Origin of the sequence: Streptomyces anulatus (genome assembly GCF_014650675.1) — a bacterium.
In the GTDB taxonomy this organism is placed as follows: domain Bacteria; phylum Actinomycetota; class Actinomycetes; order Streptomycetales; family Streptomycetaceae; genus Streptomyces; species Streptomyces anulatus.
In genome coordinates, this window is the sequence record NZ_BMVK01000003.1 from 457,901 (window position 1) to 471,528 (window position 13,628).

Here is a 13,628-nt window from a genome sequence, read left to right on the forward strand (position 1 = left end):
GTGCGCCCATCATAGGAATGCGGATCGATCTGTGTGACGCACCAGGGGTGGTGAATCCGGGCGCACGTACGGTTCACCGGCCGATTGGTCCGAAAAGAGCCGATCAATCCCCGCTGGGGGAGCGCGGCGCGCTGACCGTGGTGCGCGGTGGACGTCGTTGCGAGGAGGTCCGGACGATGAGCTCCGTCGGTATGACCTGCTCCACCGGCCCGTCGTGCTCGACCCCTTCGATGGCGTCGATGAGGAGCTGGACGACGGCCGTGCCGATGCGGCGGGGCTTCAGCGAGAGGGTCGTGATGGGCGGCTCGGTGGCCGCGTACACGGTGGACTCGCTGCAGCAGACCAGCAGCAGGTCCTCGGGGACCCGCAGCCCGTACCGTCGTGCCGCCGCGAGGAGATCGGTCCCGTTGGGGTCGAAGAGCCCGTAGACCGCGTCGGGGCGGTCCGGGCGGGCGAGCAGCCGGTCGGCGGCGACCGCCCCCGCGCACGGATCGTGGGCCGGGTAGGACTCGTAGACGGGATCCTGGCCGACCCGCTCGCACCAGTGGAGGTAGGCGGTGGTGGACAACCGGGTGTACGTGTCGGTGGTGTTGCCGGTCAGCAGGCCGATACGGCGCGCTCCGGCGGCGGCGAGATGGTCGAGGAGGTCGAGCACGGCGGCCCGGTGGTCGTTGTCGACCCAGGCGGTGACGGGGAGCGTCCCGGCCGGCCGGCCGTCCGAGACGACGGGCAGCCCCTGGCGGACGAGTTCGGTGACGACCGGGTCCTGGTCGGAGGGGTCGATGACGACGGTCCCGTCGAGCGCGACGTTCGACCAGACGTCGTGCCGGGAGGTGGCGGGAAGGATGACGAGGGCGTAGCCGCGGGCGAGCGCCGCGGAGGTCGCGGCTCTCGCCATCTCCGCGAAGTACGCGAATTCGGTGAAGGTGAAAGGTTCATTCCCGTACGTGGTCACGGTCAGGCCGATCAGACCCGACTTGCCCGTACGGAGGGTTCGGGCCGCGGCGGACGGGCGGTAGCCCAGGCGCTCGGCGACCTCGCGGACATGGCGGCGGGTGGCGTCCGGGAGCCTGCCCTTGCCGTTGAGCGCGTCGGAGACAGTCGTGATCGAGACTCCGGCCGCGGCGGCCACGTCACGGATCCCCGCCCGTCCTGGCCGGCCGCTGCGCCGGGGGGTCTCCGTCCGGCTCACCTGGTGCTTCCCTGCTGCTGTCATGGCGAGCCGATAGTAGGGCTCCGAGGGGTGGTCGGTCCGGTCGCATATGCGCACGTTGACAGGCACGTTTCTGCAAGGTCACTACCCATCAGAATCCTTATAATGCAAGGCAGTTGGCCGTTGTTGCATATGTGTTTCAGGTACTGAAGGGCGGCAGCCTGCTGAATGTGCGATGTCTCGAAGAGGTCTCAACTCACCACTTCGGGGGACGCGCGCCACGGCGCGAGCCACCGGCGCGCGCCGGAACGGGAAACGCTCCCCCCGTGCGAGGCGCCGGACCGGCCCCGTGCGAGGCCCCATTACCGGGCACTGCGGTCGATTTCCCGCTCGGGCCATTCGCAGCGGGGCCCAATCCTCATAAGGTGTGCAGTATTGCTGTGAACGGACGGTCGAGGAGGACCTGCGGTGAGCGAGACGAGCCCCAAGCTGCGCGCCGAGCTGGACGGCGTTCCCGCCTATGTGCCGGGGAAGCCGGCGGCGGCCGGCGGACCGGTCGCGTACAAGCTGTCCTCCAACGAGAATCCCTATCCGCCGCTGCCGGGGGTACTGGAGTCGGCGCTCGCCGCCGCGGGGAACTTCAACCGCTACCCGGACATGGCGTGCACCGGCCTGATGAACGAGCTGGCCGACCGTTTCGGTGTGCCCCTCGCGCATCTCGCCACCGGCACCGGGTCGGTGGGGGTGGCCCAGCAGCTGCTCCAGGCCACTTCCGGACCCGGCGACGAGGTCATCTACGCCTGGCGGTCCTTCGAGGCGTACCCGATCATCACGCAGGTCAGCGGCGCGACCTCGGTGAAGGTCCCGCTGACCGACGGTGAGGTGCACGACCTCGACGCCATGGCCGGGGCGATCACCGACCGGACCCGGCTGATCTTCGTCTGCAATCCCAACAACCCCACCGGCACGGTGGTGCGCCGGGCCGAGCTGGAACGGTTCCTCGACCGGGTGCCGAGCGATGTGCTGGTGGTGCTCGACGAGGCGTACAAGGAGTTCATCCGCGACGCCGACGTGCCGGACGGCATCGAGATCTACCGGGACCGGCCCAATGTGGCGGTGCTGCGGACCTTCTCCAAGGCGTACGGTCTGGCCGGGCTGCGGGTCGGCTTCGCGGTGGCCCACGAGCCGGTGGCCGCGGCGCTGCGCAAGACCGCCGTCCCCTTCGGGGTGAGCCAGCTCGCCCAGGACGCGGCGGTGGCCTCGCTCCGCGCGGAGGACGAGCTGCTGGGCCGGGTGGGCTCGCTGGTCGCCGAGCGCACCCGGGTGAGCGCGGAGCTGGTGCGCCAGGGCTGGACGGTGCCGGAGTCGCACGCGAACTTCGTCTGGCTGCGGCTCGGCGAGCGGACCCTCGACTTCGCCGGGGCCTGCGAGCGGGCCGGAGTGGTCGTGCGGCCCTTCAAGGGTGAGGGCGTCCGGGTCTCGATCGGCGAGAACGAGGGCAACGACCTCTTCCTGAAGGCGGCGGAGGCGTTCCGCGCGGAGCTGTAGGCCCCGCACGCGCCTGTACGGCCGGGTGGCCCCGGACCTCGATCGTGAGGTCCGGGGCCCTTTGCGTGGGTGCCGGGGGCCGGTTTCGGGGGCGGGGGCCGAAAAGGGGTACCCCCGGCGAAGGGTCCGAAAGCGTGTGCGCCATAATTGCTTGTGAATGTGAACGCGTTCACAAGCGTGCCCTGCTTCCTCCCGTAATCGGTCGGATCAAAGGGGCATAGTGCCGGTATGACCACGGCGATGTAAGGAGACTGACGACGTGGACCTCGCTCTGGCGCCGGAGACCCTGGCGCGATGGCAATTCGGCATTACCACCGTCTACCACTTCCTCTTCGTCCCCCTGACGATCTCTCTCGCCGCGCTCACCGCCGGCCTGCAGACCGCCTGGGTGCGGACGGAGAACGAGAAGTACCTCAGGGCGACCAAGTTCTGGGGCAAGCTGTTCCTGATCAACATCGCCATGGGCGTCGTCACGGGCATCGTCCAGGAGTTCCAGTTCGGCATGAACTGGTCCGACTACTCGCGCTTCGTCGGCGACATCTTCGGCGCTCCGCTCGCCTTCGAGGCGCTGATCGCCTTCTTCTTCGAGTCCACCTTCATCGGGCTGTGGATCTTCGGCTGGGACAAGCTGCCGAAGAAGATCCACCTCGCCTGCATCTGGATGGTCTCGATCGGCACGGTCCTCTCCGCCTACTTCATCCTGGCGGCCAACTCCTGGATGCAGCACCCGGTCGGCTACCGGATCAACGAGGAGCGCGGCCGCGCCGAGCTCACCGACTTCTGGCGGGTGCTCACCCAGGACACCGCGGTCACCCAGTTCTTCCACACCATCACGGCGGCGTTCCTGGTCGGCGGGGCCTTCATGGTCGGCATCGCCGCGTTCCACCTGGCCCGCAAGAAGCACATCCCGGTGATGCGGACCTCGCTGCGCCTGGGCCTGATCACCGTCGTGGTCGCCGGACTGCTCACCGCCGTCAGCGGCGACAGCCTCGCCAAGGTCATGTTCCGGCAGCAGCCGATGAAGATGGCCGCCGCCGAGGCCCTGTGGGACGGTCAGGAGCGGGCGCCGTTCTCGATCTTCGCGTACGGGGACGTCAGCAAGGGCCACAACTCCGTGGAGATCTCGCTCCCCGGGATACTGTCCTTCCTCGCCAACAACGACCCGAACTCCTATGTCCCCGGCATCAACGACATCAACAAGGAGTCGCAGGAGAAGTACGGGCCCGGCGACTACCGTCCCAACATCCCGGTCGCGTTCTGGAGCTTCCGGTGGATGATCGGCTTCGGTATGGCCTCCTTCGGCCTCGGCCTCCTGGGGCTCTGGCTGACCCGGAAGAAGTTCCTGCTGCCACCGGCGCTGCGGACCGGTGAGGACGAGGTGCCGCATCTGGTCCTCTTCAAGAACAAGGCGCTGAGCCCGAGGCTCACCAAGCTCTACTGGGTCGTCGCGCTCTGGACCCTGCTCTTCCCGCTGATCGCCAACTCCTGGGGCTGGATCTTCACCGAGATGGGCCGCCAGCCGTGGGTCGTCTACGGGGTGCTCCAGACCCGTGCGGGGGTCTCCCCCGGTGTCTCGCAGGGCGAGGTCATCACCTCGATGATCGTCTTCACCCTGCTGTACGCGGTGCTCGCCGTGATCGAGGTGAAGCTGCTCGTGAAGTACATCAAGGCCGGGCCGCCGGAACTCACCGAGAACGACCTGAACCCGCCCACGAAGATCGGCGGGCACGACGAAGAAGACGCCGACCGGCCCATGGCCTTCTCGTACTGAGCACAGGAGCTGAGAGATGGAACTCCACGACGTCTGGTTCGTGCTCATCGCCGTCCTCTGGACCGGCTACTTCTTCCTGGAGGGATTCGACTTCGGCATCGGGGTCCTCACCAAACTGCTGGCCCGCGACCGCAAGGAGCGGCGGGTCCTGATCAACACGATCGGTCCCGTCTGGGACGGCAACGAGGTCTGGCTGCTCAGCGCCGGCGGCGCGACCTTCGCCGCCTTCCCCGAGTGGTACGCCACGCTCTTCTCCGGCTTTTACCTGCCGCTGCTGATCATCCTGTTCTGCCTGATCGTGCGCGGCGTCGCCTTCGAGTACCGCGCCAAGCGGCCCGAGGAGCGGTGGCAGACGAACTGGGAGACCGCGATCTTCTGGACCTCCCTGATCCCCGCGGTGCTGTGGGGCGTGGCGTTCGGGAACATCGTGCGGGGAGTGAAGATCGACGCCGACATGGAGTACGTCGGCAATTTCTGGGACCTCCTCAACCCGTACGCGATCCTCGGCGGCCTCGTCACGCTCACCCTCTTCACCTTCCACGGGGCGGTGTTCGCCGGCCTCAAGACGGCGGGCGACATCCGGGTCCGGGCCCGCGCACTGGCGCTGAAGCTGGGGCCGGTCACCGCGGTGCTCGCACTGGGCTTCCTGGTCTGGACGCAGGCCGACAACGGGGACGCCTGGAGCCTGGGAGCCATGATCGTGGCGGTGGTGGCGCTCCTGGCCGCGATCGGGGCCATCGCCAAGGGCCGTGAGGGCTGGTCGTTCGCGTTCTCGGGCGTGACGATCGCGGCGGCGGTCGCGATGCTCTTCCTGACGCTCTTCCCGAACGTCATGCCGTCCTCGCTGAACGACGCCTGGAACCTCACGGTCACCAACGCCTCGTCCAGCCCGTACACGCTCAAGATCATGACCTGGTGCGCGGGCATCGCCACGCCCGTCGTGCTGCTCTACCAGAGCTGGACCTACTGGGTCTTCCGCAAGCGCATCGGCACCCAGCACATCGCCGACGCGCACTGACTCCGCTGAGCTGCCGCGGGCCCCGCGAGGCCCGCGGCAACTCACCGTCCCGCAGCGTTCACCGACCCCGCCGGGGGGATGTTTCACGTGAAACCGATCGATCCGCGTCTGCTCCACCACGCACGCGCCACCCGCCTCTTCCTGGCGGCCGTGGTGGCCCTCGGCCTGGTCGGCGCCCTGTTGGTGATCGCCCAGGCGATGCTCATCGCCGAGATCGTGGTGGGCGGCTTCGAGGGCGGACTCACGGTCACCGCGCTGCGCACCCCCCTGCTTCTGCTCGCCGCGGTCGCCCTCGGGCGGGCGCTCGTCGCCTGGCTCACCGAACTGGCGGCGCATCGCGCCAGCGCGGCCGTCAAGTCCGAACTGCGCGGCCGACTCCTGGAGCGGGCCGCGCGACTGGGCCCCGACTGGCTGACCGGGCAGCGCACCGGTTCGCTCGTCGCGCTGGCGACCCGGGGCATCGACGCGCTCGACGACTACTTCGCCCGCTATCTCCCGCAGCTCGGACTCGCGGTCGTGGTGCCCGTGGCGGTGCTCGCCCGGATCGTCACCGAGGACTGGGTGTCGGCGGCGATCATCGTCGTCACGCTCCCGCTCATCCCGCTCTTCATGATCCTGATCGGCTGGGCCACCCAGTCCCGGATGGACCGTCAGTGGCAGCTGCTGTCCCGGCTCTCCGGGCACTTCCTGGACGTCGTCGCCGGGCTGCCGACCCTGAAGGTCTTCGGGCGGGCCAAGGCCCAGGCCGAATCGATCCGCACGATCACCTCCGACTACCGCCGCGCCACCCTGCGCACCCTGCGGATCGCCTTCCTGTCCTCGTTCGCCCTGGAACTGCTGGCGACCCTGTCGGTGGCCCTCGTCGCCGTCACGATCGGCATGCGGCTCGTCCACGGCGAACTCGACCTCTACACCGGCCTGGTGGTCCTGATCCTGGCCCCGGAGGCGTATCTGCCGATCCGCCAGGTCGGAGCGCAGTACCACGCGGCGGCCGAGGGGCTGTCGGCCGCCGAGGAGATCTTCACGGTCCTGGAGACCGAACCCCGGGCCTCGGGCACCGAGGACGTCCCGGACACGCTGCGCCTGGAGCTGGCGGGCGTGACCGTACGCCACGAGGGCCGCGCCGAACCCTCGCTGGACAGCGCGTCGCTCACCGTGGAGCCGAGGGAGACCGTCGCCCTGGTCGGCCCGAGCGGCGTCGGCAAGTCCACCCTGCTGAACGTGCTCCTCGGGTTCGCCGTACCCGACGAGGGGCACGTCCGCGTCGGGGGCCGCGACCTCGGTGACCTGGACCTCGAACGCTGGCGCAGCCGTATCGCCTGGGTCCCCCAGCGCCCCCACCTCTTCGCGGACACCATCGCCGAGAACGTCCGCCTCGCCCGGCCCGACGCCGACGACGAGGCGGTCCTCACGGCGCTGCGGGACGCGGGCGCGTACGACTTCGTCGCGGCGCTGCCCGACGGGGTGCGGACGGCCCTGGGCGAGGACGGCGCGGGGCTCTCCGCGGGCCAGCGCCAGCGCCTCGCCCTCGCCCGGGCGTTCCTCGCCGACCGGCCGCTCCTGCTGCTGGACGAGCCGACCGCGAGCCTGGACGGCGAGAGCGAGGCGGGCATCGTCGACGCCGTACGGCGGCTGGCCGCCGGGCGGACCGTGCTGCTGGTCGTCCACCGCCCGGCCCTGCTGGCGGTCGCCGACCGCGTGGTGACGCTGGAGCCGCGTACGGGGGGCCCTGCGGAGCCGTACGCGAAGGCGCTCGCGGGCGTCGCCGCCCCGGGGCCCGCGGTACCCGAGCCCCTCGCGGGCGGTGAACTCCTCGACACCCGCCGGGCGGACGCCGCCGACCCCCTCGGGGCGACCGGCAGCCGCCCCGGACAGGTGCTGGCCCGGGTTCGCGAGGCGGCCGGGGCACAGCGCGGGCGGCTGACCCTGGCCCTGCTGCTCGGCAGCCTGGCGGTCGGGTCGGCCGTGGGGCTCATGGCGGTCTCCGGCTGGCTGATCTCCCGCGCCTCCGAAGAGCCGCCGGTCATGTACTTGATGATGGCCGTCACCGCGACCCGCGCCTTCGGCATCGGTCGGGCGGTCTTCCGCTACGCCGAGCGGCTCGTCTCGCACGACGCCGTCCTGAAGCTTCTCGCCGAACTGCGCGTCGCCGTCTACCGGGGCCTCGAACGCATCGCCCCCGGGGGCCTGCGCACCACGAGGCGTGGGGACCTGCTGTCCCGGCTCGTCGCCGATGTGGACGCGCTCCAGGACTACTGGCTGCGCTGGCTGCTGCCCGTGGGCACCGCCGTCGTGGTGGGGACCGCGGCCGCCGGGTTTACCGGCTGGCTGCTCCCGGAGGCGGGCGTGATCCTGGCCGTCGGGTTGCTGGTCGCCGGAGTCGGCGTCCCGCTCGTCAGCGGCGCCTGCGCCCGCCGTACGGAACGTCAGCTCGCACCCGCCCGCGCCGCCCTGGCCACCCGGGTCGCCGACCTCCTCGGCTCCACCGCCGAACTGACCGTCGCGGGGGCGCTGCCCGCCCGGCAGACGCGGCTGCGCGCGGCCGACACCCTGCTGACCCGGATCGCCTCCCGCGCCGCCGCCGCGACGGCACTGGGCGGCGGTCTGTCAGCCCTGGTCTGCGGGCTCACCGTGGTGGCGGCCGCGACCGTCGCCGTCCCCGCCGTGCAGGACGGCCGGCTGTCCGGTGTCGCGCTCGCCGTGGTGGTCCTGACCCCGCTCGCCGCCTTCGAGGCCGTGACCGGGCTGCCGCTGGCCGTGCAGTACCGCCAGCGCGTCGCCCGGAGCGCGGAGCGGGTGTTCGAGGTGCTGGACGCCCCCGTGCCCGTACGGGAGCCCGAGACCCCCGCCGAGGAGCCCGCGTCCCCGTTCCCGCTGGAGGTACGGGGGCTGAGTGCCCGCTACCCGGGGGCCCGGCACGACGCCCTGGCCTCGCTCGACCTGACGCTGACACGAGGGCGGCGCATCGCGGTCGTGGGCCCCTCCGGCTCGGGCAAGACGACGCTCGCCCAGGTCCTGCTGCGCTTCCTGGACGCTTCGTCGGGGACGTACCGGCTGGGCGGCGTCGAGGCCTCGGCGCTGGACTCGGACACGGTCCGGCGTTCGGTCGGGCTGTGCGCCCAGGACGCGCACGTCTTCGACAGCTCGATCCGCGAGAACCTGCGCCTGGCCCGCCCCGGGGCGACCGACGCCGAACTGCGCGACGCGCTCGCCCGGGCCCGGCTCCTGGACTGGGTGCTGGCCCTGCCGGAGGAGCTCGACACCCCGGTGGGCGAGCACGGCGCGCGGCTCTCCGGCGGCCAGCGCCAGCGCCTCGCACTGGCCCGCGCACTGCTCGCGGACTTCCCCGTGCTCGTCCTGGACGAGCCGGCCGAACACCTCGACCTGCCGACCGCCGACGCCCTCACCGCCGACCTGCTGGACGCGACCCGGGGCTGCGCGACGGTACTGATCACCCACCGGCTGACCGGCCTCGACACGGTCGACGAGGTGCTGGTGCTGGACGCGGGCAGGGTCGTGCAGCGCGGACCGTACGCCGAACTCGCCGCCGAGGACGGGCCGCTGCGCCGCATGCTGGAGCGTGAACGGGAGACGGTCGGGGCGGGGGTCCGATAGCGGCGACGGCGCCGGACCGGGCCCCGGACGACCGGCGCCCCTTCAGCCGTCGAGCGCATTCTCGACTTTCGCCCCCTATCGGTACTAACTAGGCTCGGGCCATGGCAGAGCCCGACCCGAAGGACTCCCTCGACGCCGCCACCCGGGCCACCCGCAGCCTCCAGGGTCTGTCCACCGAGCTGACCGCGCGGGTGCCGCAGCTCCTGGAGGCGATGCGTTCCGTCGGCGCCGGGCTGGAGCTGCACTCCACCCTGGACCGGATCTGCGAGACGGCGGCCGAGCTCGCCCACGCCCGGTACGCCGCCATCGGCGTCGTCGACGAGCAGGGCGAGGGACTGTCGGACTTCGTCACCTACGGCGTTCCGCAGGAGGTGGCCGAGGCGATCGGGCGACGCCCCGACGGCCACCGGGGCCTGCTCGGCGCGCTGATCCACGACCCCGCCCCGGTCCGTCTGGCCGACCTGTCCACCGATCCGCGGTCCGCGGGTTTCCCGCCGGGGCACCCCCGGATGCGGACCTTCCTGGGCGTGCCCATCCGGGTCCAGGGGGAGATCTTCGGCAACCTCTACCTCACCGAGAAGCAGCACGGCGCGGAGTTCAGCGACTACGACCTCCACATGGTCCGGGTGCTCGCCACGGAGGCCGGGATCGCCATCGGCAACGCCCGGCTGTACGAGGCGGCGCGGCAGCGGGAGCACTGGATCGACGGTTCGGTCGCCGTCACCACGGCGCTGCTGTCGGGCGGGGACGCGGACGAGGCGCTGTCCGTGGTCGCCGAACACGCCCGCCGGCTGGCCGACTCCGCCGCCGGGATCGTGCTGCTGCCCGCCGGGGAGGGCGGCCTGGAGATCGTCGCCGTATCGTCGGACGACCCCTCGTCCTCGCTCGGCGTGATCATCCCGGCCCGGAGCACCGTGGTGGCGAAACTCCTCGCGGGCGAGGCGGTGTTCATCGACGACTCGGCCACCGACAGCCGGATGATCACCAGGCTGGCCGACCGGTTCGGCCCCAGCATGATGCTGCCGCTCCACAGCGGCGGGCGGGTGCTCGGTGCGCTGGCCACCCCCCGGTCGCGGGGCGCGCGCCCGTTCACGGAGACCGAGCGGACGCTCGCCACCCAGTTCGCCTCCCAGGCGGCGCTCGCGCTGATGATGGCCGAGGCGCAGCGGGACCGGGAGCGCCTCGCGGTGTACGAGGACCGCGACCGGATCGCCCGTGACCTCCACGACCTGGTCATCCAGCGGCTGTTCGCCACCGGGATGATGCTGGAGAGCGCCCAGCGCAGGTCGGTGGTGCCCGAGGTGCGGACCGGTGTGGGCCGGGCGGTCGACGAACTGGACGTGACGATCCAGGAGATCCGCACGGCCATCTTCGCGCTCCAGCAGGAACCGGCCGAGGCCCCCTCGGGGCTGCGCACCCGTGTGCTGCGGGAGATCAACATGGCGGCCGTCCCGCTCGGCTTCAAGCCCTCGCACCGCTTCCTGGGCCCGGTGGACTCGCTCGTCGGTGAGCTGACCGGAAAGAACCTGGTCGCCGCGTTGCGCGAGGCACTCTCCAACGCGTTCCGGCACGCGCGGGCGTCGCTGATCGATGTGGTCGTCGACGCGACGGCGACCCTGCCGGACGGGCGGGGAGCGGTACGGCTCTCGGTCGCCGACGACGGGGTGGGCATCCCGGAGGGCGGCCGCCGCAGCGGACTGCGCAACCTGGCCCGCCGGGCCGAGTCCCTGGGCGGATCGAGCCGGATCGACCCGGGGATCGGGGAGGACGGCGGCGGTACGACGGTGGTGTGGGAGGCGCCGCTGTGAGGGCGGCCCGACGGTGACCCTGCCGGACGGGCGGGGCGGGCCGTGCTTGGCGGGCCGGGCGGGCCCCGCCGGGCCCGCTGGCCGGTCTGCTGGCGTGCTGGCGTGCTGGCGTGCCGAAAGGTTTCAGCGGGTCTCTGCGCGGGCGGCGAGGATCCGCTCGATGACGACCGCCACCCCGTCCTCCTCGTTGGTCGCGGTCCGGCCCGAGGCGGCGGCCACCGCGTCCGGGTGGGCGTTGCCCATCGCGAAGGAGGCGCCGGCCCAGCTGAGCATCTCGATGTCGTTGGGCATGTCGCCGAAGGCGACCACCTCGGCGGGCGAGATGCCGCGCTCGGCACAGCAGGCGGCGAGCGTGGTGGCCTTGGAGACGCCGTGCCCGCTGACCTCCAGGAGCGCCGAGGGGCTGGAGCGGGTGAAGGCGGCCCGGTCGCCGGCCGCCGTACGGGCCAGGGCGAGGAAGGCGTCGGGGGCCAGCTCGGTGTGGTGGGCCAGCAGCTTGAGCACGGGCGCGCCGGTGCCCGGGGCCTCCTCGTGCAGCAGCTTCTCGGCGACCGCCACCGTGGCACCCGGGTCCAGATGGAAGGGCGGGTAGGCCGGTTCGTAGTTGATGCCGGTGGTCATCTCGACGGCGAAGGAGGTGCCGGGGGCCGCCTCGCGCAGGGTGCGTACGACATGCAGGGCTGCCGCGCGCTCCAGCGGCCGTACGGAGAGCAGCTCGCCGTCCGTCCGCAGGTCGGTGACCACGGCGCCGTTGGCGCAGATCGCCGTACCGTGGCTCTGGACGTGGTCGCGCACGACGTCCATCCAGCGGGCCGGCCTGCCGGTGACGAAGAAGACCTCGATCCCGGCCTCCTCGGCCGCCGCGAGGGCCGCGACCGTACGCGCGGACAGCGTCTTGTCGTCGCGCAGCAGGGTGCCGTCGAGGTCGGTGGCGATCAGCCGGGTCACGGCGGGAAGAGGCGTCTCGGTCACTGAGGTCACCGGGCCATTCTCGCCCACAGAGGTGCACGGGCGTGCGGAGGGTCGCACATCTGAGTAGGCGGGACGCTGATCTGCGGAAAAGTCCCCTGGCATATGCCAAGGCCATCGGGCGGTCGTCACGCGTGCGTACGGTCGTAGGCTCAGGGGCATGAGTCCCCGCCTGAGCACCGTGATCCTTCCCGTCCATCGCTGGCACGAGGGCGGTCGCGACCGCTGGCAGCACGCGGAGGAGCTGGGATTCCACACCGCCTACACCTACGACCACCTGTCCTGGCGAACCTTCCGGGACGGCCCGTGGTTCGGGGCGCTGCCCACGCTCACCGCCGCGGCGACGGCCACCGAACGTCTGCGGCTGGGCACCCTCGTGACCTCGCCGAACTTCCGCCACCCGGTCACGCTGGCCAAGGAGCTGATCTCCCTGGACGACATCTCGGGCGGCCGGATCACGCTCGGCATCGGCGCCGGCGGCAACGGATTCGACGCCACCGCCCTGGGCCAGGAGGCCTGGACCCCGCGTGAACGCGCCGACCGCTTCGCCGAGTTCGTCCCGCTCCTGGACCGGCTGCTCACCGAGGACGCGGTGACCGAGCACGGGACGCACTACACCGCGGAGGAGGCCCGCAACATCCCCGGCTGCGTCCAGCGCCCCCGGCTGCCCTTCGCGGTCGCCGCGACCGGGCCGCGGGGACTGAAGCTCGCCGCCCGCCACGGACAGGCCTGGGTCACCACCGGCGACCCCAAGCTGTACGAGAACGGCACCCCGGAGGAGTCACGGGCCGCGCTGCGGGCGCAGAACGAGAAGCTGACGGCCGCCTGCGCGGAGATCGGCCGGGACGCCTCCGCCCTGGACCGGATCCTGCTCACCGGCTTCACACCGGACCGGAACGGCCCGCTGGAGTCCGTGGAGGCCTTCGTCGACTTCGCGGGGCGCCACGCGGAGCTGGGATTCACCGAGATCGTCATCCACTCCCCGATCCCGGACTCGGTCTTCGACGTCGACCCGAAGGTCTTCGAGCGCATCGTGACCGAGGCGCCCGCGCAGCTCGCGTAAGCCCCTGGGTCCCTGGGGCGCGCCCTCTCTCAGCCGCGCAGGCGCAGGAACTGCGGCGGCACGGCGTCGGCGAGCCAGACACCGTTGGCGCTGACCCGGAAGACATGGCCGGCGCGGTGCATCGCACCCGCGTCCACGGTGAGGACGAGCGGGCGGCCGCGTCGGGCGCCGACCCGGGTGGCCGTCTCCCGGTCGGGGGACAGGTGGACGTGGTGGCGGGCCATGGGGCGCAGGCCCTCGGCCCGGATCGCGTCCATCACCCGGGCGACCGTGCCGTGGTAGAGGTACGCGGGCGGTTCGGCCGGCGGCAGGTCCAGGTCGACGGCGACGGTGTGGCCCTGATTGGCGCGGATGCGGCCGCCCTCGACGGTGAAGCGGCGCTTGTCGTTGGCGGCGACGACGTGGTCGAGTTCGGCGCGGGAGAAGGCGAATCCGTGCCGGGCCGCGGCGCGCAGCAGCTCCTCGACCGCCACCCAGCCGTTCTCGTCGAGGGTGAGGCCGATGCGTTCCGGCTGGTGCCGCAGATGTTTCGAGAGGTACTTGGACACCTTGACGGTGCGACGTTCGTCCATGGGTGCCAGAGTGCCCGTGGCGACCGAGTCCGTGCATCCGTATTTCGGCTCGTCGGCTCGTCGGCATGTCGCCTCTTCGCCTCGTCGGTTCTTCGTTCTTCTGCGCTTCTT

At 71.7% G+C, this 13,628-nt stretch carries 9 protein-coding genes; 6 read left to right on the plus strand and 3 right to left on the minus strand.

Going from position 1 to position 13,628, the window contains the following annotated elements; translation table 11 throughout:
- Nucleotides 1-103: 103 nt before the first annotated feature.
- Nucleotides 104-1,216 (minus strand): LacI family DNA-binding transcriptional regulator, encoded by a 1,113-nt coding sequence (locus IE272_RS10505; RefSeq protein ID WP_006126041.1) that lies wholly within the window; start codon nucleotides 1,214-1,216, stop codon nucleotides 104-106.
- A gap of 405 nt (nucleotides 1,217-1,621) precedes the next feature.
- On the opposite strand from IE272_RS10505, the gene hisC reads away from it, so the two are divergent.
- From hisC to IE272_RS10530, 5 genes are all read left to right on the plus strand, one after another.
- Complete coding sequence (gene hisC / locus IE272_RS10510) at nucleotides 1,622-2,701, plus strand: histidinol-phosphate transaminase (protein ID WP_050359880.1); 1,080 nt, start codon at nucleotides 1,622-1,624, stop codon at nucleotides 2,699-2,701.
- A gap of 259 nt (nucleotides 2,702-2,960) precedes the next feature.
- Complete coding sequence (locus tag IE272_RS10515; RefSeq protein ID WP_050359881.1) at nucleotides 2,961-4,472, plus strand: cytochrome ubiquinol oxidase subunit I; 1,512 nt, start codon at nucleotides 2,961-2,963, stop codon at nucleotides 4,470-4,472.
- 16 nt (nucleotides 4,473-4,488) lie between these two features.
- On the plus strand, nucleotides 4,489-5,490 hold the full coding sequence (cydB, locus tag IE272_RS10520) for a cytochrome d ubiquinol oxidase subunit II (protein WP_007453850.1): 1,002 nt from the start codon (nucleotides 4,489-4,491) through the stop codon (nucleotides 5,488-5,490).
- Nucleotides 5,491-5,577: 87 nt separating this feature from the next.
- Complete coding sequence (cydD, locus tag IE272_RS10525) at nucleotides 5,578-9,105, plus strand: thiol reductant ABC exporter subunit CydD (RefSeq protein WP_190006694.1); 3,528 nt, start codon at nucleotides 5,578-5,580, stop codon at nucleotides 9,103-9,105.
- A 101-nt stretch (nucleotides 9,106-9,206) separates the two neighbouring features.
- Nucleotides 9,207-10,913 carry a sensor histidine kinase gene (locus IE272_RS10530; RefSeq protein WP_050359883.1) on the plus strand — a complete coding sequence of 569 codons (1,707 nt, stop codon included), beginning with the start codon at nucleotides 9,207-9,209 and terminating at the stop codon, nucleotides 10,911-10,913.
- Between the two features lie 123 nt (nucleotides 10,914-11,036).
- Here the strand turns inward: IE272_RS10530 and IE272_RS10535 are convergent, their stop codons facing one another.
- The gene (locus IE272_RS10535; RefSeq protein WP_056702175.1) at nucleotides 11,037-11,894 is read right to left on the minus strand and encodes an HAD family hydrolase; all 858 of its coding nucleotides are present in this window, start codon (nucleotides 11,892-11,894) and stop codon (nucleotides 11,037-11,039) included.
- Between the two features lie 148 nt (nucleotides 11,895-12,042).
- On the opposite strand from IE272_RS10535, the gene IE272_RS10540 reads away from it, so the two are divergent.
- Nucleotides 12,043-12,945: an LLM class flavin-dependent oxidoreductase gene (locus IE272_RS10540; protein WP_050359885.1), complete on the plus strand. Its 903-nt coding sequence runs from the start codon at nucleotides 12,043-12,045 to the stop codon at nucleotides 12,943-12,945.
- 29 nt (nucleotides 12,946-12,974) lie between these two features.
- Here the strand turns inward: IE272_RS10540 and IE272_RS10545 are convergent, their stop codons facing one another.
- Complete coding sequence (locus IE272_RS10545; protein WP_050359886.1) at nucleotides 12,975-13,517, minus strand: RNA 2'-phosphotransferase; 543 nt, start codon at nucleotides 13,515-13,517, stop codon at nucleotides 12,975-12,977.
- Between the last annotated feature and the right edge of the window lie 111 nt (nucleotides 13,518-13,628).